This window comes from Stenotrophobium rhamnosiphilum (genome assembly GCF_003052265.1).
Taxonomy (GTDB): Bacteria; Pseudomonadota; Gammaproteobacteria; order Nevskiales; family Nevskiaceae; genus Stenotrophobium; species Stenotrophobium rhamnosiphilum.
The window spans coordinates 134,898-160,405 of record NZ_QANS01000005.1; the positions used below are offsets into that span (position 1 = coordinate 134,898).

20 protein-coding genes are annotated in these 25,508 nt (G+C 53.4%); 8 read left to right on the forward strand and 12 right to left on the reverse strand.

Annotated features, from left to right (window positions below; all coding sequences use genetic code 11):
* Positions 1-3: 3 nt before the first annotated feature.
* The 3 genes from CJD38_RS13500 to CJD38_RS13510 all read left to right on the forward strand — a co-directional run bounded on the left by CJD38_RS13500 (position 4) and on the right by CJD38_RS13510 (position 3,890).
* The gene (locus CJD38_RS13500; RefSeq protein WP_107940890.1) at positions 4-903 is read left to right on the forward strand and encodes an amidohydrolase family protein; all 900 of its coding nucleotides are present in this window, start codon (positions 4-6) and stop codon (positions 901-903) included.
* 73 nt (positions 904-976) lie between these two features.
* Positions 977-2,212, forward strand: a complete 1,236-nt coding sequence (locus CJD38_RS13505) for a sugar MFS transporter (protein ID WP_436296027.1) — start codon at positions 977-979, stop codon at positions 2,210-2,212.
* Between the two features lie 13 nt (positions 2,213-2,225).
* Positions 2,226-3,890: an AMP-binding protein gene (locus tag CJD38_RS13510; RefSeq protein WP_240783626.1), complete on the forward strand. Its 1,665-nt coding sequence runs from the start codon at positions 2,226-2,228 to the stop codon at positions 3,888-3,890.
* Between the two features lie 16 nt (positions 3,891-3,906).
* On the opposite strand, the gene CJD38_RS13515 is transcribed toward CJD38_RS13510, so the two are convergent.
* From CJD38_RS13515 to CJD38_RS13540, 6 genes are all read right to left on the reverse strand, one after another.
* Positions 3,907-5,130: a tetratricopeptide repeat protein gene (locus CJD38_RS13515; protein ID WP_240783627.1), complete on the reverse strand. Its 1,224-nt coding sequence runs from the start codon at positions 5,128-5,130 to the stop codon at positions 3,907-3,909.
* Between the two features lie 18 nt (positions 5,131-5,148).
* A complete protein-coding gene (locus CJD38_RS13520) occupies positions 5,149-5,580 on the reverse strand; it encodes an ExbD/TolR family protein (RefSeq protein WP_107940893.1) in 432 nt (143 codons plus the stop codon).
* Between the two features lie 3 nt (positions 5,581-5,583).
* The gene (locus tag CJD38_RS13525; protein WP_107940894.1) at positions 5,584-6,012 is read right to left on the reverse strand and encodes an ExbD/TolR family protein; all 429 of its coding nucleotides are present in this window, start codon (positions 6,010-6,012) and stop codon (positions 5,584-5,586) included.
* 16 nt (positions 6,013-6,028) lie between these two features.
* On the reverse strand, positions 6,029-6,856 hold the full coding sequence (locus CJD38_RS18790; protein ID WP_107941140.1) for a MotA/TolQ/ExbB proton channel family protein: 828 nt from the start codon (positions 6,854-6,856) through the stop codon (positions 6,029-6,031).
* Positions 6,857-6,962: 106 nt separating this feature from the next.
* Positions 6,963-7,580: an energy transducer TonB gene (locus tag CJD38_RS13535; RefSeq protein ID WP_107940895.1), complete on the reverse strand. Its 618-nt coding sequence runs from the start codon at positions 7,578-7,580 to the stop codon at positions 6,963-6,965.
* Between the two features lie 277 nt (positions 7,581-7,857).
* Positions 7,858-8,586: a FadR/GntR family transcriptional regulator gene (locus tag CJD38_RS13540; RefSeq protein WP_240783628.1), complete on the reverse strand. Its 729-nt coding sequence runs from the start codon at positions 8,584-8,586 to the stop codon at positions 7,858-7,860.
* Positions 8,587-8,681: 95 nt separating this feature from the next.
* On the opposite strand from CJD38_RS13540, the gene CJD38_RS13545 reads away from it, so the two are divergent.
* Genes CJD38_RS13545 through CJD38_RS13555 form a run of 3 tightly spaced genes read left to right on the forward strand, consistent with a single transcriptional unit; the run spans position 8,682 to position 11,649 of the window.
* Positions 8,682-9,497 (forward strand): (Fe-S)-binding protein, encoded by an 816-nt coding sequence (locus tag CJD38_RS13545; protein ID WP_107940897.1) that lies wholly within the window; start codon positions 8,682-8,684, stop codon positions 9,495-9,497.
* Positions 9,494-10,204, forward strand: coding sequence for a LutC/YkgG family protein (locus tag CJD38_RS13550; protein ID WP_107940898.1), 711 nt, complete (start codon positions 9,494-9,496; stop codon positions 10,202-10,204). Before CJD38_RS13545 ends, CJD38_RS13550 begins: the two co-directional genes overlap by 4 nt.
* Positions 10,201-11,649, forward strand: coding sequence for a LutB/LldF family L-lactate oxidation iron-sulfur protein (locus tag CJD38_RS13555; RefSeq protein WP_107940899.1), 1,449 nt, complete (start codon positions 10,201-10,203; stop codon positions 11,647-11,649). The genes CJD38_RS13550 and CJD38_RS13555 overlap by 4 nt, the downstream gene beginning before the upstream one ends.
* Positions 11,650-11,668: 19 nt before the next feature.
* On the opposite strand, the gene CJD38_RS13560 is transcribed toward CJD38_RS13555, so the two are convergent.
* From CJD38_RS13560 to CJD38_RS13570, 3 genes are read right to left on the reverse strand one after another with little or no spacing between them, the layout of a single operon-like run.
* Positions 11,669-15,040, reverse strand: coding sequence for a family 78 glycoside hydrolase catalytic domain (locus tag CJD38_RS13560; RefSeq protein ID WP_240783629.1), 3,372 nt, complete (start codon positions 15,038-15,040; stop codon positions 11,669-11,671).
* 52 nt (positions 15,041-15,092) lie between these two features.
* Positions 15,093-16,043, reverse strand: a complete 951-nt coding sequence (locus CJD38_RS13565) for an alpha/beta hydrolase (protein WP_107940900.1) — start codon at positions 16,041-16,043, stop codon at positions 15,093-15,095.
* A 15-nt stretch (positions 16,044-16,058) separates the two neighbouring features.
* On the reverse strand, positions 16,059-18,848 hold the full coding sequence (locus CJD38_RS13570; RefSeq protein WP_107940901.1) for a TonB-dependent receptor: 2,790 nt from the start codon (positions 18,846-18,848) through the stop codon (positions 16,059-16,061).
* Positions 18,849-19,004: 156 nt separating this feature from the next.
* Between CJD38_RS13570 and CJD38_RS13575 the strand changes: the two genes are divergently transcribed.
* Positions 19,005-19,694, forward strand: a complete 690-nt coding sequence (locus CJD38_RS13575; protein ID WP_161554241.1) for a TetR/AcrR family transcriptional regulator — start codon at positions 19,005-19,007, stop codon at positions 19,692-19,694.
* Positions 19,695-19,815: 121 nt separating this feature from the next.
* On the opposite strand, the gene CJD38_RS13580 is transcribed toward CJD38_RS13575, so the two are convergent.
* Positions 19,816-21,408 (reverse strand): tannase/feruloyl esterase family alpha/beta hydrolase, encoded by a 1,593-nt coding sequence (locus tag CJD38_RS13580; protein WP_146165987.1) that lies wholly within the window; start codon positions 21,406-21,408, stop codon positions 19,816-19,818.
* Between the two features lie 29 nt (positions 21,409-21,437).
* Positions 21,438-23,036: a carboxylesterase/lipase family protein gene (locus tag CJD38_RS13585; RefSeq protein ID WP_161554242.1), complete on the reverse strand. Its 1,599-nt coding sequence runs from the start codon at positions 23,034-23,036 to the stop codon at positions 21,438-21,440.
* Between the two features lie 336 nt (positions 23,037-23,372).
* Between CJD38_RS13585 and CJD38_RS13590 the strand changes: the two genes are divergently transcribed.
* Positions 23,373-24,056: a TetR/AcrR family transcriptional regulator gene (locus CJD38_RS13590; RefSeq protein WP_107940905.1), complete on the forward strand. Its 684-nt coding sequence runs from the start codon at positions 23,373-23,375 to the stop codon at positions 24,054-24,056.
* Here CJD38_RS13590 and CJD38_RS13595 read toward each other — a convergent pair.
* On the reverse strand, positions 24,046-25,413 hold the full coding sequence (locus tag CJD38_RS13595) for an MFS transporter (RefSeq protein WP_107940906.1): 1,368 nt from the start codon (positions 25,411-25,413) through the stop codon (positions 24,046-24,048). The genes CJD38_RS13590 and CJD38_RS13595 overlap by 11 nt on opposite strands.
* Between the last annotated feature and the right edge of the window lie 95 nt (positions 25,414-25,508).

The window sequence follows — 25,508 nt, forward strand, 5'->3', positions numbered from 1 at the left end:
GCGATGATCGATTTTCCCATCATCGATCCGCATCAGCATCTGTGGGATTTCAGTCGAAATCACTACGCATGGCTGATGCAGCAGCCTCTGCCGCACAACCCGGCCGGGGACTGCACTGCCATCGCCAAGCCTTATGGCCTTAGCGATTATCTGAGAGATACGACGGGCTGGTCGATTAAGAAAACCGTGCATGTCGATGCGGGCGCCGATGCCAAAGACGCACTCAACGAAACACGTTGGTTGCAAGAACTTGCCGATCAATATGGCGCTCCGCATGGCATTGTCGCTTTTGCTGAGCTGAATCATCCTGAAGTGGAATCGCTGCTGGCCGCACATTGGGAACATGCCAATGTTCGCGGCATTCGCCAGATCATTAACTGGCACAAAGATCCGCTCAAAACATATACGTCACATGATCTGCTGGAAGATCTCGCATGGCGTCGTGGATTTAGTCTTCTGCAGAAATATGGTCTGTCATTTGATCTGCAGATCTATCCATCACAGATGCCTGCTGCGGCCCTACTCGCCGCGCGTCATCCCGGCACGCAACTCATTCTGAATCACGCAGGGATGCCGACGGATCGTGACCCTGCAGGTCTCGAAGCTTGGCGCAAAGGCATGACCTTGCTCGCCAGACAACCCAATGTAGCGGTCAAGATTTCCGGTCTGTCGATGATTGACCGCAACTGGACTGTCGAAAGCATTCGACCTTTCGTACTGACCACGGTTGAACTGTTCGGACCAGAACGCTGCATGTTCGCCAGCAACTTCCCCGTGGACAAGCTCTACGGAAGTTTCACCAAACACTTTTGTGCTTATGACCAGATCACTGCTGATTTCAGTCTGGCTGAGCGCTACAAACTTTTTGCCAATACAGCCGAGGCGATCTATCGGCTGAGCTGAATTTCAGAACCGACCCTCGAATATACGAAGGCGGAACTACATACAAACAAGCGACGAGGGGACAGAGATGACGATGCAAACCGCGGAAGTAACCGCGAATGGAAAGACGCAACGATCCGCGCTGACTGTGCCGCTGATCTATGCGATCAGTTGCTTCTTCATCTGGGGTCTCGCCTACGGCCTGCTGGATGTATTGAACAAACATTTTCAGGACACGCTCGGCGTCGGCAAGGCTGAATCCACCTGGCTGCAGATCGCCTACTTTGGCGCCTATCTGACGATGAGTTTGCCCGCAGGCGCGCTGCTGCGTCGCAAGGGTTATAAGTTCGGACTGCTCACCGGCTTGTGCATTACCGCCGGCGGTGCCTTTCTGTTTATTCCTTCTGCAGAGGCAGCAAGCTTTCCATTTTTCGTGTGCTCGATGTTCGTACTCGCCACCGGTCTCTGCTATCTGGAAACCACCGCTGATACCTACGTCAACGTGCTGGGCCCTGCCGATCGCGCAGAGCATCGTCTAAATCTCGCGCAGTCGTTTAATGGTCTCGGTGCTTTCATGGGGCCGATCATTGGCGGCGCTCTATTTTTTGGCGGCACTGTCGGATCCGATAACGCGCATCAGTCGATCCAGACGACCTACGCTGTCATCGGCGTATTAGTTCTGATCTTCGCGATTCTGCTTTCACGCGCACACCTTCCAGAGATCGCCGAACCTGAATCCACGCATGGCGGCGCACAAGGCGCACTCTCCAGCGAGAAACACTTCGTACTGGGTGTAACAACGCAAGCGCTCTACATCGGCGCGCAAGTCGGCATCGGCGCCTTCTTCATCAATCTCGTCACCGAAACCTGGTCAGGGCTCAGCTCGCAGAACGGCGCTTACATGCTGTCGATCGGCATGCTGCTGTTCCTTGTTGGTCGCTTCGTAACGACTGGCCTGATGACTCGCTTTGCACCACGCAAGATTCTGATGACCTACGGCGTGATTAATACCGTGCTGACCGTAGTTGTGGCCTTGGGCATCCAGAAAGTTTCTGCAGTCGCATTGATCGCAGTGTTCTTCTTCATGTCCACAATGTTCGCCACCATCTTCACCTTGGGCGTTAAAGATCTTGGCGCTAACACCAAGCGCGCATCATCGATTATGGTGATGGCCATCGGCGGCGGTGTGTTGCTGCCCTACCCGATGGGACTGATCGCAGAATCTTTTGGCACTGCTTCGGCCTTCTTCCTTCCTGCAGCGTGCTTTGTTCTGGTAGCGTTCTATGGCTGGAAAGGCGCACAGATTTCCAGACTCAATTCCAAAGCCTAAAAGAAGACAGAACATGTCCAACGCGAATGACCTTAATTCAGATCTCATGTCCTACTCCAATGGCCCCAGCACCGTGCCTTTGCTCGGTCAGACCATCGGAGAAAACCTGCGCCGCACTGTAGAGCGCTTTGCTGAACGCGAAGCGCTGGTGGTTCCATTTCAAAACTATCGCGCGAACTATCGTCAATTCTGGGATGAAGTGGGTCTCGCCGCTCGCGGCCTGATGGCTCGCGGAGTGCAGAAAGGCGATCGCGTCGGCATCTGGGCCCCCAATCGTTATGAGTGGGTCATCGTTCAATACGCCACGGCGCGTATCGGCGCGATTCTGGTCAACATCAACCCGGCTTATAAAACTGCAGAACTCGAATATGCACTGAAGCTGTCCGGCATTAGCGTTCTGATTCTGGCCAAGGCTTTCCGCACCACGAACTATGTAGAGATGCTGGACGAAGTACGCGGCAAGTGTCCTGATCTGCGAGACGCTCTGGTCCTGGAACAAGATTGGCAAACGCTGCTGAAACAAAGTGATCAGGTTTCTGAAGCGCAGCTCAACGAACGCGAAGCGGGCCTGCAGTTCGACGACCCGATCAATATCCAGTTCACCTCCGGCACAACGGGCTTGCCGAAGGGCGCCACACTCAGTCACCACAATATTCTGAACAACGGCTATTTCGTTGGCTTGACCTGTCGCTACACCGAAGAAGATCGCGTTTGCATCCCCGTGCCTTTCTATCACTGCTTCGGCATGGTGCTCGGCAATCTCGCATGCACAGCGCACGGCGCCTGCATGGTGATTCCTGCTGAGAGCTTCGATGCTTATGAAACGCTCAACACGGTACAAACAGAACGCTGCACGTCGCTCTACGGCGTACCGACGATGTTCATCGGCGAACTCGAGCATCCTGAATTTTCAAAGTTTGATCTATCGACTTTGCGCACCGGCATCATGGCGGGCTCACCCTGCCCAGTTGAGGTGATGAAGAAAGTGACGACGCTGATGAACATGCGCGAAGTCACGATCGGCTATGGCATGACGGAAACCTCGCCGATCTCGACACAGAACGCGGCAGACGATCCGTTTGATCGTCGCGTCTCAACGGTGGGCCGCGTACATCCTCATGTCGAGATCAAGATCATTGATCCGGAAACCGGCGCTATTGTTCCGTGTGGAACACCAGGTGAATTCTGCACCCGCGGTTATTCCGTGATGATTGGCTACTGGAACAATGAAGAAGCCACGAAGAAGGCGATTGATCGTGGCCACTGGATGCATACGGGCGATCTTGCAACGCTAGATGAAGAAGGCTACGTCAAGATTGTCGGCCGCATTAAGGACATGATCATCCGCGGCGGCGAGAACATCTTCCCTCGCGAGATTGAAGAATTTCTCTACGGACATCCCTGCGTTTCAGATGTGCAGGTGATCGGCGTGCCAAGCGAGAAATACGGTGAAGAGGTGATGGCCTGGATCAAGGTCCGTGAAGGCTCTAGCGCTACTGGCGAAGAGCTGCAGGCTTACTGCAAAGGCCGTATCGCGACGTACAAGATTCCGCGCTACTGGAAGTTTGTGGATAGTTTCCCGATGACGGTCACCGGCAAGATCCAGAAATTCCGTATGCGTGATGTTGCGATTGAAGAATTGAAACTGAATAAAGCGGCAGGCATCGCCACCGCTTGATAATGAAACGGCGGTCTTAACGACCGCCGAGTTTTATCTGCCAGAGCCTTGCAAGATCAGCGGTACCGTTCTTGCCTTTGACCTGAGACAAGCTCTTCAAAGCTTCGTCTTTCTTGCCGGCACGAATCTGCACATAAGCCAAATGCAAACGCGCTTCGTCAGCGTCTTTCAGTTTGCCCTTGGCAATGCCCTTCTGGATCAGCGACAGCGCTTTATCAAACTGACCATAGCCCGCATAAGCGAGACCGGTATTGACCAAGCCATCGCCACCCGGCTGTTGGCCCGCCTGTGTTTCGCTAGCAGCCAAGCTGGTTTTATCTTCAGCAATCTTGCGTGCAACCATCGCCTTGAGTCGAGCCTGACGATCAAGATCACGCGCCGCGCCTTTGCCCAGCACGCCGACCTTATTGCCCTGATCCAGAAACTGCTGCGCTTCACCGGGGTAACCGGCCTGAAGTGACAACTCGATCGCATCAACATAATCCGCTGCGCTGCTGATCGTGCCGGTCTCAACACGCAGACGATAAGTATCAAGCGCCAGTTTGTTTGAGAATCCAGATTTGGTTGCAGTACGCGCGATCAGATCATTCCAATAGCTGGCCTTGGGGTGATAGATCACTAGCTTGGTCAAAGCAACAACATAACCCGCCGTATCGTTCTGCTTGATCGCACAACTGGCCAACAGTTCTAGTTGATCTTCGGTGGGCGCTTTGCCAGCAGCCTCTTGCGCAGCGAGCAGTGCTGAGAGTTCTTTAGCAGCATCTGCAAAGCGACCCGACAAGTACAAAACCTGAGGCAGTAGCGCCAATACAGCAGGATTATTGCCGCCGTCCTGACGGTATTTACGCAGGGTGTCTGCGGCTTTTGCGTAGTTTTTTCCCGAGTAAGCCAGGCCGATCATGATCTCCAATGTCGGCAGCTCATCCGTCTTGGTCATCAATCCAGAAGCAAGCGCTGAGTCGAATGACTTCAGTGCAGTCGCAGTGTCACCAGCGCCACCCGCAGCAGCGCCGCGCATACGATCAATGATGAAACGCTCGTAAGGCGTTAGCTTGGGAATGGCTGCGGCCTCATCAACCTTGCCCAAGGCATCGCGATATTTCTGCTGTTGCAGAAGATCCTTGGCCGCCTGAAGTGGCTTGCCCACTTCTGCACGCAAAGACTGATCCGCAGCAGCAATCGCTACGGTGGCGGAAGCCAGCAGCACAAGGCTGGCGATAACACGCATGAAAAATGACATTACCGAACTCCGGGCAAACTATTGGAGAAACTGTTCGTTACCAACTAATCCGATTTGCGTGATACCCAAGCGCTGAGCTTCTGCCAGCACGGTAGCAACATATTTGTATTCAACGAGTTTGTTTGGACGGATATGCAGCTCTGCAGGCTCTGCAGAATTGGCCTCTGCCGTCAGGCGCTGTTCAAGCGCTGTGCGATCAGGCACCACTTCACCGTTCCACAGAATCGTGCCGTCGAAATCAATTTCCAAATCAATCGACGGCGGCGGCTCACCTGGCGGTGGCGCGCTGCTGCTGGGCATATCCAGCTTTACCGCATGCGTCTGAATGGGGATGGTGATGATCAGCATGATCAGCAACACCAACATCACGTCGATCAGCGGCGTCGTATTGATATCAACGACGACTTCCGGTTCGCCCGATCCATTTCCTTGGCCTACATTCATTCCCATGGTCTAGCTCTTAGGAGGCGGTTCAGTAATGAATGAAATCTTGGCAATACCCGCACGCTGGCAGGTCACCACGACTTCGCCTATCGATTGATAGCGAACAGACTGATCGCCACGGATATGAATTTCAGGTTGCGGAATCTTCACCGCAATCGTCTTCATCCGTTCAAACAAGGCTGGCAAATCAGCGACACGTTTTTCGTTCCAGTAAACATTTCCATCGCGATCCACGGCGATGATGATGTTCTCGGGTTTGGTCTGCGTGGGTTGATTGCGTTCGGTCGGCAGCGTCACCGGCACGGTATGCGTCACCACCGGAATCGTGATCAAGAAGATGATCAGCAGCACCAACATCACGTCTACCAAAGGCGTGGTGTTAATGGACGCTATGACCTCGTCTTCGTCTTCTTCAGCGCTGCCGATCTGCATTCCCATCGCGAATCTCCTACGCTCAGGCTGCTTTACGCTGGCTCACGCTGCTGCTGTCGCTCACGCGAGCACCAGAAATCAGCGCGGCGTGGAGATCGGTCGAGAAGGAACGCACACGGCCCATTGCGGCCTTGTTGCGACGAACCAACCAGTTGTAGCCCATAACCGCTGGCACAGCGACCGCAAGACCAATCGCCGTCATGATGAGTGCTTCGCCGACCGGACCCGCAACCTTGTCGATTGAGGCTTGGCCAGAAATGCCGATGGCCGTCAGTGCGTGGTAAATGCCCCAAACCGTTCCGAACAAACCAACGAATGGCGCGGTAGAACCGACGGTTGCCAACACTGACAAACCGCCCTGCAAACGGCTGGAAATTTCTTCAACAGCCTGATTGATTGAAATCGTGATCCAGCTGCTGCGATCAACTTCCTGCACCACATTACCTTCGTAATGTTTGCTGGCTAGCAAGGCTCGATCAGCGATGTACCAAAACGGCGTTCCCGCTTGCAGTGCAGCCTGCCCTTGCGAAACCGCTGGCGTGTTCCAGAATTTTGCGCTGGTGTCTTTAGCCTGAGCAAACAGTTTCTGCTGCTCGTAGAGCTTCACAAACATGATGTACCAAGTCGCTGCCGACATGATCAGCATCAGCACCAGTACGGTCTTGGCGACGAAATCGCCTTGGCGCCAAAGGGCATCCACGCCGTAAGGATTGTTCACCTGCTCAGTTGCAGGAGTGATCGGCACAGGATCTTGCGCTAATGCCACTGGAGCCATCAGCCCCATGAATAGCGTAGACACTGCGATAGCAATAACTGCGAACAGACTCTTCATACGTTTTGACAGCGACATAGCACCGATCTCCATATCCGTAAGCCGCGCGAAACGGCTGTTAACTCTTACTAAATCTTTTTTAGACTCAACATCATTGCCGCTGTGCATCGTTCTACTTGGCGCTCTAGTTAGAGCCCGGTATTTTCCAGACGTACTTGATCTTTGCCCACGCAGGCGTAGCAACACCGTTAACCGTTCCTGGAACAAACTTGCAGCGACTGAGTGCTGCTCTGGCAGCCTCATCAAGTCGAGGGAATCCACTCGTGCCCTCAACGCGACTCTCAGCAACCTTGCCGTCGATGCCAATCAAGAATGCCAACGTCACCGTGCCCTTCTCGCCAAGACGCTGCGATGACGGCGGATACTCAGGCTCGCGGCAGCTGCGACGTGCATTGATTACTGGCGCAACTGGCGACGGATTCTTTGGAACCGCTGCTGGCGGATTTTTTGGCACGACAGTCGTGACCGCTGCTGGAGGCGGCGGTGGCTGCTGAATGACAATTTCTGGCGGCGGAACGAACGTTGGTGGAGGCGGCTCGAACGTCGGCGGAGGCGGCGGTGGTGGCGCCTCCTGCGATTTAATTTCCTGGAGAATTTTGGTCTCAATCGGAGCAGGCAGCACTTCGATGGCTTTACGTGCGAGACCGCTGACGAGCGCATAGATCAAGGCCACGTGGAATAACACCACGAAGCCAATGCCGGCCAATCTTCGACCAGGTTCAGGGCGCCGGCCAAACTCCATTCTCTGTCTCCTCAAACGCGAACGGCCGACTGTGCGGCTCTATATTTATTACTTCTGTAACGACATGACTTAAATTCTTGTCATGTCGTTAATTCCATATTATGGGATATAATTCTATATATTGGGAATGTAGTTGTCAAGGAATGCGCGTGTAAATTCACCTCATCACGCCTGCTTTTCGCTAGGGAAATACGCACTAATGCCTAGCGAAGAACTAATCGCCATATAAAAAACATCGCAATAGATTTACAAAAAACGTCGTTAAGCAATAAACGCTTTAGCGCTTCCGACGCGGGGGAATATGGTCAAGTGCGTTAAGCCGCGTTCTGACAAATTCGATGTGCTGCTTAGAAACCGCACCTGCACGCGCAGCATCGCCAGCAACAATCGCTGCGACGAGTTCATGATGCTGGCTGCGCAATTGCGTAGACGTTTCTGACTGCGGAGAGAGTCCTGCAATGCTGAGTTGCACATGCTCGTGCAAAACTTTCAGCAGTGAATCGATCAGGTAAGAGAACACAGGATTGTGTGTTGCCTCTGCGATGGCCTGATGCAATGCGACATCTGCTTTGACTTGTTGTTGACGATCACTGCCGCGATACGCCACATCAACATCCTGACCTAGTTGAATCAAGCGCTCTTTATCCGCTTGAGTGCCGCGCTCTGCGGCTAACTCTGCCGTGCGGCTTTCGAGCATCTCGCGGAATTCAATCAGGTCCGCTTGAATCAGCGGATGACGATCCACCATGTCCGTCCAAATCTCAGCCATGCGTTGATCTTTCGCGGCACTGACAAAAGTGCCGATGCCATGCTGACGGGTGAGAACGCCTTTGCTGACAAGCAAACTGATCCCTTCGCGCAGCGACGCGCGGGAAACTCCAAGGGACAAGGACAGTTCACGTTCAGAGGGCAAGGCCTTCCCAACTTTGAACTTATTTTCACGAATGCCGCGTTGCAGGTACTCGACAACAGTCGTCGCACGATTCTTTGATGTCGGAGCTGTCACGGGGCCATCCGATGCTAGTGGTCTGACCACCATAGCATGCAGCTGTAGCTTGAGCACACTGCTGGAATGTTCGAATGAACTGCGCGTGGAGGAACATGAACACTGCACTACAAGGAGCGGCACAGACCGCTAGCAAGAAGCCATCGCAAGTCTATTTTTTCGCGACTTGTGTGATTGATATGTTCAGCCCGCAATCTGGACTCGATGCGGTTGATCTGATCGAACGCGCCGGCATCAAAGTGCTGTTCCCGCTCAAGCAATCTTGCTGCGGACAACCGGCCTACACCACTGGCTTTAGCAGCGACGCTCGACTTGTCGCGGCTGCTCAGCTCGATTTATTTCCAGCGCCTTGGCCTGTTGTAGTTCCTTCTGGATCTTGTGGAGGAATGCTGAGACATCACTGGCCAAAACTCTTCGCGGATGATCCGGTGCGCCTTGAGAAAGCACGAGACATCGCAGCTCGCACCGTCGAATTCTCCGAGTTCATGGTCAACACACTGGGATTGGATTTGAGCGGCGCGAGTGCGCAGCCAGTGACTGTTGCAGTGCACACCTCTTGCACCGCACGTCGAGAAATGGATAACCACCACCATGTTCGTCGCCTGCTGAAGCAGATGCCGGGCGTTGAAGTCGTCGTGCAAGAACATGAATCCGAATGCTGCGGCTTTGGCGGAACGTTCTCAGTGAAGCACCCCGAAATCTCCAGCGCGATGGCGCGCGACAAGGTTGATGCGATTACAGCGACGGGTTGCGACGCACTAATCAGCGCGGACTGCGGTTGCCTGCTGAACTTGAACGGCAATCTTGAGAAGCGCGCAGACATCTTGCGTGGAGAACACGTCGCCACGTTTATCCGTAATCGTCTTGATCATTCGTCTGGTTCACCAAACCGCTTGGAGACATCGAAATGAGTGCTACCCACTTGTCGGATAACCAGCGCGCACGCTCAGCCATTTTTAAGCGCTTACGCGAGATACCGGTATCGCCATTGCCTGCGCCAGACGTACAAGCCTATTTCCGCGCGCAGCCTACGGTTCTGGTTCAGAGCAGCGCCAATCGAATTGAACGCTTTATTACGCAAGCTAAATCGTGGCGCACTGAAATCATTGAAGCCACGCCGGGTACTTGGCAGGAATACGTTGCTGAAGTCGTGCAGAAGAAATCATTGCAGCGTTTACTGGCTGGTCGTGGCACGAGCTTTTCGGAAGGACTGAATCGTGCGCTCGGCAATAAGCTGAGCTGGTACGACGAAGATCTTTCCGAAATCAAACCGATCCTATTCAGCGAAACCGACGCAGGCATTACAACAGTGCGCAGCGGTGTCGCCGAAACTGGCAGCTTGATCGTGTGGCCCACGCACAATGAACCGCGCAGCTTGTCTCTGGTGCCACCCGTCCATATCGCAATTCTCTACGCCAGCGATATTGTCGAAACACTTTTTGAGGCCGTCAGCACGCAAAATTGGGCCAGCGGCATGCCAACCAATGCTTTATTGATTAGCGGCCCATCCAGAACATCGGATATTCAGCGCACGCTGGCTTATGGCGCACATGGCCCCAAAGAACTGGTACTTATTTTGATCCGCGATGATGTCGCCAATACACAGGCTCGAGCATGAGTGTCACTGAGCACATTGTTCGACCTGAAGATTTCAAACTCCGAAGTCGAGAGTCAGTAGCGGATCCCAAGCTGCGCGGCAATTTTCGCGGTGCGATGGATTTTCTGATTGATAAGCGTGCGGCTCAGTTCCCGGATAACGCGACATTCACGCTATTGCGCAAGGTTGGCGAAACCACTCGCAAGCATGCACTTTCCCGATTGCCGGATTTGCTGGATCAGCTGGAAATCAATTTGCAGCGCCTGGGCGTCAACGTTCACTACGCCGAGAATAGTGCAGACGCCAATCGAATCTTTCTGGAGATTGCCAAGAAGCATCATGCGGACATGATGATCAAAGGCAAATCGATGGTCAGCGAAGAGATTGAGCTGAACCAAGCGATGGCCACTGAAGGCATTGAGTGCATTGAGTCCGACATGGGCGAATACATTCTGCAGATAGATGGCGATCGGCCCAGCCACATCATCATGCCGGCAATTCATAAGACCAAGCAGGATATTGCCAAGCTATTCTCCGAGAAGATTCCCGGTGCCACGTACACAGAAGACGTCGATGAGCTGATCAGCATGGGTCGCAGCGTGCTGCGCGATAAATTCCGCGATGCGCGCATTGGCGTCTCTGGCGTCAATTTCATGATTGCTGAGACGGGCACGATTGCGCTGGTTGAGAACGAAGGCAATGGCCGCATGTGCACGACCATTCCTGATGTCCATATCGCCATCACTGGCATTGAGAAGGTCGTTGAAAAGCTTGAGCACGTCGTACCGCTTTACGCTCTGCTGACGCGCTCTGCCACTGGCCAAGCCGTATCCACCTATTTCAATCTGATCACCGGCCCGCGTCGTGTTGGTGAAAAAGACGGCCCACGCGAGATGCATTTGATCCTGCTCGATAATGGCCGCACTCAGGCTTATCGCGAAGAAAAGTTTCGCGCGACGCTGCAATGCATCCGCTGCGGCGCGTGCATGAATCATTGCCCGGTGTATACACGCGTCGGTGGACACAGCTACGGCACGGCTTATCCGGGACCTATCGGCTCCATCATCTCTCCGCATCTTCTCGGCTTGTCGGGAACGCGCGACTTGCCCACAGCTTCAAGCCTGTGTGGTGCTTGTGGTGAGGTTTGTCCGGTTGGCATTCCGATTCCGGAAATCTTGATGCGTCTGCGCGAGGCTGCGCGCAATAACAGCGATGGCGCAGATCAGGCTTTGCGAGGTCAGGCTAGCGCACGCAAGATGCTTGAAGCACTGACTTGGAAAGCTTGGCGAATACTCTACTCAAACTCATTCCTCTATCGCCCATTCGTTTTCATAGCGACAAGGCTGCGTTGGCTAACGCCGACGAATCAAGCCGGCTGGACGACATCCAGAACGCCGCTGCGTCCTGCGCCTAGAGCCATGCGTGAGTTACTGGCGCAACGTAATAAGCAGCGAGAGAAAAACTAAGGCCACAAAGATTGTGGCCTTAGTGCGTCGCGGTCTTGGCCTTTACGTCCTTCGCTTCAAAATTAAAGCTGCCAGCTCCGATCTGATAGATCGCATAGGCGCCATCAATCTTCTTGAAGCGCGCACCGGTCGGAACAGAGGCCGCCTTCACGCCACCTGTTGGCACCCAGATTTCCGCAGCAGCAGGCACGCGAACTTTCAGAGTGAAGCGACCATCAGCACGCTTCCAACTCGATTCAACAACACCGCGCTCGGTATCAATGCTGGCACGTGCCCATTCCAATCCCGTTGGCGGATAAGGCTTGATCACGATGCTGCGATAACCCGGAGCCGATGCGCGAATGCCCGCAATGCTCTGATAAAAGTAAGAACTGATTGATCCCCAGTAATGATGATCGTAAGAGCGTGATGTCAGCTCCCAGCCTTCTGCCATCGTTGAGAGACCGTTGTTGATCCAGTAACCCCAGCTAGGTAGATCGGTCTGCGTTGCAAGGGCATAAGCCGTATCGGCGTAGCCATAGTCGCCGAGCATCGTCATCACATAACGACCCGCGTAAACGCCGGTCGTCATCAGATGATTATTCTGAGCGACGATGTCTGCGTTCAGGTGACGAACGACGGCCGCCTCGTGACCTGTCGGAACCATTCCAAATGCCACCGGAAGAATATTCGGCGTCTGCGCATAGGCACGCTCTTGACCGCTAGGCTCAAGCGCACGGTAAATCTCTTTCTTGGCATCCCAGTATCGTTGGTTGTAAGCCGTGCGAACTTTATTCGCCAGCGCACGATACTGATCACGATCTTTTGTTTTGCCGAGAATGTCTGCGCTTTGTGCGAGCAGATTGATCATGTGGAAGTAATAAGCTGCAGCCGTCGCGTCCACCGGACCTGCTGGCATGCGCATGATGGCTTCCATAAACCCACCCGGCGGCAAGGGCACTGAGTACTCGCCGAGGAATGGATTGTTGGGATTGTTATAGCTGTAGTTATCTTCAGTAAAAAATCCGCCGGTGTAATCAACCAGATTTTTTTGCGTGACATACATCTGCTCAAGAATGCGGCGATCACCCAATGCCTGGTACATTTCCCAAGGCAGAATGAAGGTAGCCGCATCCCAAGGTGGCACAGCACCCCAGACCATTTCCCAACCCGGCGATTCTTCGTATCCGTAATATGGTGTTGATGGAACAATCTTTGGGATTTCGCCTTTGGCAGATTGTGAGTCGCGGAAATCTGCCAACCATTTGGTCCAGACACCCGCTACTTTAAAGTTAGTGATCGAAGCTAAAGCAGATGCCTGCGCATCACCGGTCCAGCCGTTCTTCTCTAGCGTCGGCGTGTCAGTTTGATTGCCGTGCATATTGTTGAGGATGGTGTTGCGTGCTGCGGCCTGAATTTTATTCAGCAGTTCGTTCGAGCTTTCAAACTCTCCCGCCATTGCAACGGCGGAGTGCACGATTTCGCCCGTGAGCGCGTCCAAGCTAGGCGTTCCAGGAAATCCTTCGACCTGCACATAGCGGAAGCCTTTGTAGCTGAAGCTGGGCATCCACTGTTCTGCTCCGCCGCCAGCCAAGGTGTACTGATCGGTCTGCAGCTGCGTATCAACCAAACCGCTGACGATTTCAACGCCGCCATCCTCAGCGAGTTTCTCAGTCTGTATCAATCTAACCGTGGTTCCGCGCGGACCTTTCACATTCAAATGCAGGCGACCAGCGAAGATGCGGCCGAAATCGAAAACGTAAATTCCAGGCTTAGGCTCTGTCACCGCAACTGGCGTCATCACGCCAACATTGGTAATTGGTTCTTGCTGGGCAGCAGACAAAACGCCAGCAGGTCCGTTCACTACAGCGACCTTGCTCCAAGCTGAATCCTCGAAACCCGCATTGAGCCAGCCTGCTGGCAGAAGCCGCGCGTCATAGCGCTCACCGCCATACACAGAATCATGTTGAGTCGGACCATCAGTCGTGCGCCAGCTGCCATCGCTATTGATTACAACGCGGCGACCATCGGCATAGCTCAGCTCAAGTTGCGCCAATACAGTTGGCGCCGCATGCCAAGGCGCCATATGCCAATACCATTCATTGGGCTCAGTGACGCCATACCAACCGCGGCCCAGTTCAACACCGAGAACATTGGCGCCAATCTTGATGAGATTAGTGACATCAAACGTGCGATACAGCACGCGCTTATCGTAGGCGGTGTAACCATCTTGTAGGGCATCACCAACAGTGTTCTGATTCAACGTCAGCTTGGGCAAGCCACCTGCAGCAAGATAGAGGCGTGCAGAGACTGGTGATTCCGCCACATTGAATTGATGACGCAGCAACGGTGCCGGCGCAGAGAGTGGCAACACCAAGTCTTTATCTGGCACGCCTGCCGCCACGGCCAAGCCTTTTTCCGTGATGTGACCGCCGGTGAACGGACTGATGCCATCACTAAAGTCGGTGCGGAATAATTCTTTGCCTTGATCTTCCACTCGCACGGAGTGAATGACCGCAGCATCGACTTCTTCAGAAGTCATGCCGATGGTTCCGGCGCTTTGACCATCATCAACAAGCGTATCGATAACCACGCCATCGAGTCGCGTGATGATTGAAGTTCCTTTCGTCTCGATCGTGAGATTGTGACGCTTGGTTTTCCAGTTCGCTGCGGCGTCAGCCAACGCGACGGTCTTCAACGTTTTGGTCGTCACAGCGGAGCTGCTGCCGCCCGCATAGTGACGTTGTTTTGCTAGCAGCTTGGGTTTGCCCCCCGACATCCCCACTTCCCACAGATACGCTTCACCGTAAGTTTTTCCTACGGGTTTTGCACGGAATAAGAATCCGACGGATTTTCCGGTGAGGGTGAAATCGATACTGATGATGGCGTCGCGCCAATCGTGATCTACTGTTTGGCGACCGCCGATCCATTGCGCAGACCAATCGGACTTGGCGAGCAAGCCCATCTCCCAGAATGACGCTTCACTCCATTCAGAAGCCTGGCCCTTTCCATCCCAAGTACGCACCTGCCACCAATATCGCGTGCGCGATGTCAGTGCTGGGCCGGCGTAAGGTAATTGCACACTCTCAGCCGATTTAACGCGGCCGCTGTCCCACAAAGCTGCGCGCTCAAATCCGCTGGCACTGGTCGCAACACGAATTTGATAAGCGCTTTGTCTGCCATCGCCTGTGCTTGGAATTTTCCAAGTCAGGCGTGGATGCAGAACATCAATGCCGATAGGCTGCTTGGCGTATTCCACGCGCAGGTCAGAAGGAATCATCTTCACCGCCGCAGACTGTTGCTTGGATGTACTGATTGATTTTCCGCTACCACTGGCAAAAGCTGGCTGGCCGGCCAAAACCAACGCTGCGCAAACAACAGCAAGATATTCAGCGCGACGTTTTTCAATCACAGCTTGTTCCTCAACTTGATGCTGCCGTTGTTTAGTAATCGGCGGCGTCGATTCACTTGCTGCGCTTCAACATGTTCTTCATTTCGAGCCAATCAGTAAACGCTTTCGCCCATTGATCACTGGTTGTTTCCTGTTGCTTCAAGGCGAAGCCATGTCCGCCTTCGGCGTAGACATGAAGTTCTGCTTCAACCCCCGCAGCTTGTAGGGTCTTGTAAATAGGCAGCGTGGAAATTGCTGTTAAGCCATCGTCCGCCGCAGCAGCCAAGAATACCGGCGGGGTGTCGCTAGGCACTTTGGCGATATTCCAAGGGCCGCTATAAATGATGCCCGCAAAATCCGGACGACTTGCAGAGTCATGATCGGTGGCAACGCCCGTAGCGACGACACCGCCAGCAGAAAAGCCGAGCACGCCAATTTTGCGTGAAGAAATACCCCATTCTTTTGCGCGCTTGCGTACGAGCTTGATCGCCTGCTGCGCATCTGCAATAGCTGGCGGCCCCAGACGCTGCATGTCTTCATGAATTGCGCCGCCGCCTGTGAGCAGTGGTACAAGAATGCCGAGAATATCGATCGAGAAAGTGAAATCCGAAGCCGGCGTCTCTTCAACGCGATAACGCAGAATGAAAGCGGTAATACCTTTCGAGTTCAACCAACGAGCAATCTGTTCGCCTTCGAGATCAATACTCAAGAAACGGAATGCGCCGCCTGGGCAGATGATAACCGCAGTGCCGTTAGCGATTGCAGGGTCAGGCCGGTAAACCTCAAGCGACGGCTTGACCACATTGCGGACAACGCGATCGCCCCACGGCGCAACGGTTTCCTGCTCAACTTGCTTGAGCTTCTCCGCACCCGGAGCAACACCGGGCCAAACAGCAATGCGCTGCGGCCCAGTAGAAGATTGCTCAGGAGGCGTAACGATCTTGCCCGTCGCGCAGGCGCACAGCACGCTGAGTACTGCACCCGCTGCAATGGCGACGACAGCAGAACGCTTAGATTGCTTCATTATGCTTTGCTCTATTTAGAAGCGTGCTTCAAGTGACATGCCGATGAATCGGAACGACTCGGTAGACAGCGCCTGACCTGACGTGTCGATGCCTGGCGATGACAGAGTGCCGAGCAGGTACGGCGCAAACAGGAACGGCGAGTTGGGCTTGTTGGTTAAGTTACGCCCAAAGATTGCAATTTCCCAGTTGCGGTCAGCACCACGAACACCAATTCTGCCACCCAAAATCGCGCGGTCAGGCGTTGTTGCACGGCTATCGTCAGATGGCACAAAGCTAATGCTGGTGCGATAAACCACATCGGCACCCACAAACATGCTTACTCGATCGCTAACGCCAAATTCATATTCTGGTGCCAGCAAGAACTTGAAGCGCGGTGCGTAAGTCATCTGCTTGCCGCCAATATCCTGCAGCGTCTCTGCATCGGTATCGGGGCATTCAGGGCCGACCTGCGTGCAAGTCGTCATGTAGCCAGCTGGGAACGTGACTTTGTTGTACAGGATGCCGCTGTTCACGACCAAGCCTTTGGCGAGGAAGCCGAACATATCCAACTCGATACCTTTTGTAACAACCTGCGAGATATTGTTTGGCGTCTGGCCTGCTGCGGTGAAGACTGAAGATTGGAAATCTTTGATCGTTGTGTGGAACACGTTGATGTTCGTCGCGATGATGCCGCCGAAGAACGTCGACTTGATGCCCGCTTCATAATCCATTGGGTATTCCGGCTTGACGATGGAGATCGAAGCCGGCGCTGGCAACTTAACTTCCAGTCCGTCCAGAGTCGGAATAATTCCAGGTGGATTGAACACAACCTGTGGACCTTTATAACCGTGCGAAGCCGTCAGATACGCCATCGAGCTCTTCGAGATGTCGTACTGCAAACCCAATTTCCAGGAAATATTGTTGACCTTGGATTGACCAGCTAATGGTTCGTTCAATGGCATCAATGGCGAGCCGAGAGGAAGCAATGACGTGACCACGCCAAGATAGGACGTCGACGTCATCTGTACATCATCGCGAGTCCAGCGTGCACCGGCGATCAGCTTCAGATCATCCAGCACTCTGTACGTCGCTTGACCGAATACGGCATAGCTCTTCAGATCGGCAATGTATTGGTTCGGGTTGTTCAGCGCAACCAGACCGTTGGCGCAAATACCCAGCGTGCCGCACAAGGAGACTGGAATGGTGCCGTCAATGATCGACGTCAGCGCATCCGCGCCAATCACCTGCGTCAGGAAGTTAGGAACATGTGACTTCGACCAGAAGCCGCCGACCACGTATTCCAAGTCCTCGCCTACTGGAGAAGCCAAACGAACTTCTTGCGTGTAGACACTGTTATCAAACTTGTTGCCGTTATCGTAGTAATTGCCAGGCAGGCCATCGACGTCGATGAAACCATCCTGCTTGTAACGTCGCGCTGATGTAATCGATGTCAGCGTGTAATCGCCAATCTGCCAATCGATCTGTGCAGAAGCACCATAGGTCGTAGCGTCGTTAACGGTCGGATTGTTATTGCATGAGATTCTGTTGCTCATCGACGGAATCGTGCCGTTGCAACCAGGAATCGCGGTGGGCTCGCCGGTATCGCTCTTCACGTAACGGTTGAACAGAATGTAGAGCTGTTCATTGACGTGCTGCTTCTCGTAGTCGCCGATAATGTTGATGGTCAGATCAGGTGTCGGCTCCCACAGGAAACGTGCGCGACCACCATCAATTTTCAAAACGCTGTCATTGCCACGAACTGCGTTGTGGATCAGCCCAGACTGATAACTCTGGCCAACGCTGATACGAAATGCGGAATCGTCGGTGATTGGAATGTTCACCATGCCATGCACAACTCGGGTGTCGTACTTAGCGCCAAGCTCTGCACGACCAAAGGCTTCAAACTTCGAAGGATCAGGCTTGTTGGTAGTAACGCTGATCACACCGGCTGATGCGTTCTTGCCGAACAGCGTGCCTTGAGGACCGCGCAACACTTCAATCTGTGCGATGTCGAACAAGCTCACCGATGGTGCTTTACCCAGCACAACGCCATCTGCGACGTAGGAAACAGCTTGCTCGGCAGTAACGCTGAATGAGTTGGTAGAAATACCGCGAATACTGATACGCGTGTCTGGGTTGCCGTCTTCGCCGCTGGCTTCCACGGCGGGAACTGCGCGACTCAGATTGCTGATCTGACTAATGTTCTGTCGGCTCATCTGTTCAGAGTTAACAACCGTCACAGCGATAGGCACTTTCTGCAAACGTTCTTCACGCTTCTGCGCCGTTACAACAATTTCATCGATGTTCTGTGGTGCCGCTTCTTCCTTCTCGACTTTGACTACCTTCTTCTCTTCCTGATGATTCACAGGAATTGTCGGAAGGAGTTCTGAAGTCTGACTGGCGTCGCCGCTTGCAGCTGGCGCAGCTGCAGTCGCGTCGGTTGCTGCGGCATCAGTTGCAGCAGGCTGTGCTGAGAGTTCTTCGATACCCGCTAATGGATCGTCTACTGGTTTAGCAGTGGCAGTGGTTTCAGCTGTCGTCGCAGCTGGAACTTGCTCTGCATTTGCAGGCACTGCTGTCGTTTCTGCTACCGCGGCAGAATCTGGAGCAGCAGTAGTTTCTGCAGCAGCTGGCTCAGCAGCAACAGCTTCTGGTGCAGGAGTCGCAGCTGAGTTTTCTGCGCTAGGCGCAATCGCTGATTCAGCAGCAGGTTCAGTAGTAGCTGATTGCGCTTCTTGCGCAATAGCTGAGGCCGTGGAAATTGCCGTGATCAACGACAAGCAACCGGGAACTAACAACGCGCGCACATGTGTAGCGATTGACATCCAATGTCTCCTCCAAAGGCCGTTTTACGGCTCGAATAAGCCAATACTATCCATGAAAAAACAAACTGGCAAGCCGGTTTGTTATTGTCATATAATGGGACGAATCGAACGGTGCTAAAGGCGTCGTTTCGGACTAAAAACAAAAGGGAGTTAGCAGTGCCAAAAGCCAAGCCCACCGCAGTTAAGGCGGCCGTAAAAGCAGCCGTACGCAGCAAGAAGGTCGTTGTGGAATTGCCGCGCGCTCGCCGTACCAATACTGAACGCAGTTCAGAAACGCGCCGGAAGCTTTTCGACGCTTCGATCTCGTGCTTACACGAGTTTGGCTATGCAGCGACAACAACGGCGATGGTTGCTGAGCGCGCTGGCGTAAGCCGTGGCGCGATGAATCACCACTTTGCAACCAAAGTTGATCTGATGGTAGCGGTCGTCGAATACATCTACGCACGCGACATCGATATTTATCGCGAAAGCCTTACTCGAATTCCTCAGAAAGATCACATGCGCCGCTTGTTGGATCTGGCGTGGACAACGATCAGCGGCGACGGTGGACAAGCCGTGCTGCACGTCATGCTGGCCATGCAAGGCGATCCAGAGCTGCGCATCAAATTGCCGCCAGTGATCAACGCAATCAGCGAAGGTTCACGCCAAGGCCTGAGAAGTCTGGCTAAAGCGTCCGGCCTCAAGAATCAGGCGGTGATCGACGCTAGCAGTGTTCTCCATCTTGCCGCGTTACGTGGACTGGCAATTGAATCGATTATTTCGCCAGATCAGAAAGGTATTGCTGGCGCACTGAAGCTCTTACACGTCTATCAGGATTATCTGGTTAACACGCTGAGCAAAGACTAAGCGCTACGCTTTTTGATCGCCCAATAAAAAACATCCCATGAACTCTCCGTAGCGTCCTTCAGAGAATTCATGGAATGTTAGTCAACGCTAGAACTAGCGAAGCAGTTTAGGCAACGCGCTGTTACTTCTTATCAGCGCGGCACTCAAAGTTTTCAGCCTTATCGGTAGAGCCGCTACCCTTCCAATGTGCGACTTTCGGATAAGGGCACAGTGGCCGCGTACGTAGGGGCTCGCTTTGCTCCATACCCAGCAGCTTCGCGTACTCATTTTCATACTTGCTGGCAATGATCGTGTCAGGTGCCGTCTTCTTTTCGACCCACTGCTCAAGCGGCGTCAGCATGTCGAAATCATTCGGCCCTGGCCCACCAATGCAATGCGCTAAACCCGGCGCCATGTAGAAGCGCATGAATTTCGCGGTTGCTGCTGCACCCATCTTGGCGTGCAAACGTTCGTAGTACTTGATCGTGCCCAGCGGCGTCAGCGCGCCATCGGCCCAGCCGTGATACAGAATCAACTTGCCGCCCTTCTTTGCAAAGGCGCTCATGTCTGGCTTATCTGAGTTCAGAATCGGGCCAATCTTTTTTACCGACTTGGCGTAATCCGCATCAAGATTGAGTTTGGATAAATCCCAAGCTGCATCTTCATGAACCATATTGCGGAAGAGTTCAGTTGCGTAAAACGCTTGGTCTGCCTTTGGCCCCGTAATCCACTGCGACCATTGCACTGCTTCAGAGCCAACCGGATAGCCTGGATACATTTGGGCGCCAGTTTTTGAATTGCGCGGTCCTTGGTAAATCTTTTTCGCAGCTTCAACTTGGGCTGCGCTCAGGCAGTCCGCCTGATCGCCATTAGTGCACTGAACAACAGCAGGATTAAATACACAGCGACGTGGATCTTCCAGAATTCCATCGGCAACTCCATCTATTAAGTCGCATTGTTTAATGACCGCGTCTTGCAACACGGCAAGCTTATCGTCAGGCAGTGCGCTTTCAGGCGTCTCGTTAATGGCTTTCGTATTCCAAGCAAAGCCTGCTGAGATTCCGGTCCACGCATTTGCGGGTGCGCCCGCCACGATGCCATCGTAATCGTGTGGAAAGCGTTGAGCTTCCATCAAGGCTTCGCGTCCGCCGTTAGAGCATCCCTGAAAATAAGAATACTTTTGTGCCTTGTTGTAATGCGCTTTGATCAAAGCTTTAGCCGCTAGCGCAGTCACGTGATTTGAGCGATAGCCATAGTCCTTCACTCTTTCCGGATGCCCAAGTGCCCAAGCTCCATTCAAGCTCCAGCCCTCGCCTTCACCGACATGCCCGGTGTCAGTGCCTGCCGTCGCATAGCCACGCGCAACGGCATCACGCATCGCGACATGCGGCGGATTCAAACTGCCGGCCAATCCACCATTACCCGTGCCAAGAAATTTACCGTTCCAGTCTTTCTGAGGCGGCAACCATACTTCTGAACGAATTGATGAACCCTTCGTCGGCGTTAACGTCAGCAGCACTCGACAAAAAGTTGCATTGGCAGGCACCGGCGGCAAGATCGGCATGCCGAAATCAATGGTATCGGCAGGCGTCACCGTATCCACTGAATCAACATGCAGCTGCGCCATCTTGAAATTCTTCAAGTCATCACAGGAATTTTCTGCATAAGCCGGCATCATGCTTAACGCAACGATAACCAAGCCAAGCACACTCAATATTCTTCCAACGTTGTTCACACAATTCTCCGAACAGTCGAATGCAGCGATCAACGCTTGCTGAAATGAAGCGTCAGCGCTTCAACAGCAGGCGTTGCAGCAGCCGCGACGGCCGCACCCTTATCGGAGAACTCCAAAAGCTTGTCGTCTTTCTTGGTATATGCGGGCCAAGCAGCCTGGCCAGCAACATTAGGTACGCCGGTTTTGGCGAATGCAGTGAAATAATCTTGCAGCACTTTCGCCGCCTGACGATCCGCATCGCTCACCTTGTCACCAGTAGCTGCGAGATTGCCAAAGATGTACGGGATATCTGTTGCATGCGCCGCGCCTTTAGAGCCTTTCGACTTGGCTTCTGACACATAGCTGAATCGATAGAGATACGTTGGCTGTACAGATGACGCGCTTGCGGCCAGATAACGTGCTGGTTCAACAAAGGTCACGTCACTAACGATGCTGACATCAAACACATCGCGCGAACCGTAGGCATCAACAATTTTGTCGAGATCGTCGCCGAGCTTCTCAACCAGTGGCTTGCTCATCGGCTTCAGGAAGATACCTGGCAAGAATCCAAGTTCATTGCTGGTGGAGCCAACGAGATAAGGAACCTTCGCCTGTTTACCTGCTGCAAAGCCGTCAGCAACACTGCTCGTGACAATCTTGCCGTCGAGAATCGGACCGGTGTAAGTCTTGGCTTCCGGATTGAGGAGGCTGATCGAGCCCTGAATCTTGGATGCAGGAATCGCGCGCAATGCCGCAGCGTCATCCTTGCCCTTGGCAAGACCAGCTGACGTAGCAAACGCTTGTCCAATCGATTCTGCTGAAGGACCGCTTGGACCATCATCACGCAGCGATTTCCAAACGGTGCGACCACCACCCGACATCACGATCGCTTTCTGGAACAAGCCTTTTGCCGGACCCGCCAACATCAGGTTGTTGATGGAATCACCACCTGCGGACTGACCAAACACAGTCACGTTGTCAGGGTTGCCACCAAACGCTTTGATGTTGCGCTTGATCCATTGCAGCGCAGCGATTTGATCCATGAAGCCGTAGTTGGCGAGCGCGCCATCTGGACTTTCAGCGCTCAGCGCAGGATGTGCAAAGAAGCCAAAACGAGCCAAGCGATAGTTAAACGTGACGACGATAACGCCGCGTGAAACCAGCGCGCTGCCATCCATCACAGCAGCCGTGCCCGATCCACTGACAAAACCACCGCCATGAACCCAGACCATCACTGGCAATTTGCTTGCAGGCGTTGCCGATGCAGGAGCCCAAACGTTCAAGTTGAGGCAATCTTCGCTGAGCGGCTGCTTTGAAGTTGTTTTGTCCCATGACATGCGATTCTGCATACAGTCGTTGCCGTATTGGCTTGCATCACGCACATCCGTCCACGCTGCGGCTGGTGCAGGTGCGCGCCAGCGACGATCGCCTACAGGCGGCGCGGCATACGGGATATTTTTGAACGAGATGACATCGATATTGTTTGCGCCGCGAAGCGCGCCGGTATCAACGCGTACAACGTTGGCCTCAGGGGCAGCATCGGCAGCCGTCGCGTTGAATGGCAGGACTGTGCCCACGCTTACCAGCAGAGCAGCTGCTGACCGGATTAAAAATTGCGCGCGCGAAATCTGCTGCGTTTGATCATCCATAACCATGCCACTCTCCTGTCGCTTGCTTTTAGTAGTCGGCTCCGGATGTCATCATGTGACATCTCTCATTAACCGTTTGCATAATGAGTTTATAATAGCCCAAGCATCGCAAATGTAAAAGCGGTGCCGATTACTGTGTGATCGCAGTGCAATATCAGCAGTAAGATAGGGCTTAGAACACTGTCTACAAATGAAATTTCAGAGTTAAGACAACGTTAAAACCAATTAAATTCCGTATAGCGTGAGACTGACCCGTCACTTAAAGTCGCACTCGAATAAAATGAAGCATCAGATTATCGGCACTTAATCCTTTTGAACCTGCGCTCCGGATCCACAATGAAAATTACAAAAATAAAGAAAGCGCGAGCTGCGAAGATCAAGAAAGTCAAAGATATCCTCAAGCCCAATACACGTGCCCTTCAAAAAGAAGCAACGCGAGCCACCATTCTGAACTCCGCCCTGCAAATATTTTCCGAGCATGGCTACGAAGGCAGTTCTACGCGCGATATTGCAGCCCATGCAGGCGTACATCACGCATTAATCAAATATTACTTTGAGAACAAAGACAGCTTGTGGCGCGCTGCCGTGAGCTTTTTGTTTGAGCGGCAAGCGTCGGAGATGAATTTTGCACCGCCGGGCGCTTCAACCAAAACTCGCGAAGGCCGTCGCGAGTATGCGCGTACGATTTTGCGCCAATACGTTCTCTACTGTGCACGCCATCCAGAGCATGCACGCTTGATGGTGCAAGAGAGCGTGCGCGATAACGATCGCCTTCAGTGGGCGGCAGATAGCTTCATCGTGCAAACCTCACGCTCAGCAGAAAAGTTTGTCCGCTTGATGCAGCGCGAAGGCGTGATGCCCCAAGGTTCAGCACCTGCAATGGTTTACATGATGGTCGGTGCTGCGCAGATGTTTTATACCCTCGCGCCGGAAGTCCGGCGCGTCTGGCATATCGATCCTTTCGACAAAAACGTTATCGAATCGCACATCGATGCTCTACAAGCGGTGTTTATCCGCTAGGCGTTGCACGGTTGCGCGCGGCAATTTCTTCAACCATCTTGGCATGCGCTTTCAGACTCAGCGGATAGAACGCAATCAGCGTCACCGTGATCAAACCGCCTGCCAATGGGATCCAGAACATCATTTGTTTGATGCCCTCAATCGTTTCTGCTGTCTGATGCGCATTGGAGACATAGCCGACATGCGCCAATGCGAGGCCAAGAAAACCTGCGCCGAAACCTAAGGCCATCTTCTGTCCCAGCGTTGCCAAGCCAAACACCATCGACTCTGTACGCACACCGCTGCGCCATTCGCCGTACTCAACCGTGTCCGGCAGCATCGACCAGAAGCAGACGATGAATGAACTTGAGCTCACTGCTTGCAGCGCCAACGCACCAAACAACAAAGGCACTGAACTGCCATCAATCAGATGCCAGGAGACAAGGCCGAGTAGACCGGGAATTGCGCCCCACAACCAAGCGTTGCGCTTGCCGAAACGGCGAGCAACCCACGTCCAGAACGGAACAAATAAACCAGCGAGCAGCGCCACAAATGCCAAAGCACTCGAACCGATCTTGGGCTGGTCTAGAACGTATTTAAAGTAGTACAGCAAATTCTTGCCGAACAGCGTGCTTGAGAATGAGGTGATCATCACCGCGCCCAACACAATCAATAACGCGCGATTGCTCAGCAGAGATTTCACAACTTCAGCACCGGAACGACGTGGTTCTGTTTCCGTCTCTTCGCTAGCGTCGTGGCCTTTGGTTGCCCATGCCACGAGTACAAATATTGCGGTGGCCAGAAGACCAAAGCCCAGCGCCAGAATGATCCAGCCACGGCGCGGTGAATCTGGCGTCGCCAAACCATTGACGAACGGTAGCGTTGCACCTGCAACCAACACCGCAGATAAGGTCGCAAATACCATGCGGAAGCCGGTGAGGTCCGCACGGATTCTTGCATCACGAGTCACACGTGCGAACAGTGATGCATACGGAATCGAAAGCACGGCATAGATCGTACGGAAGATCACGTGCGTGGTGGCTGTGAAGATCACTGCCGCCATGCCAGAGCCAGACGGAACGACAAACATTGCGGCAAAAGCCAGCGCCAGCGGAATGCCGCCAAATAATAAATAAGGACGGTAGCGGCCATAGCGAGTACGCGTGCGATCAGCTACGAGGCCCATCACCGGGTCGAGCACCGCGTCCCAAATCAGGGCGGCCATATAGATGGTGCCCGCGATTGCAGGCGGCAGGCCAACAACGTCGGTATAGAAGTACAGCAGATAGATCGACGCCATCTGCCAATAGAGATTGAAGCCAAAATCGCCCGCGCCCAGCGCGACTTTCCGGCCCAAGGTCATCTTCAGTTCGTTCATTGTTCCCCCATTCTCCAGCAAATCTTATAAGACCTATTCGCTATTTATTAACCAACTGTATAATGAGATTATCACAGAACAAATATAAGGGGCGA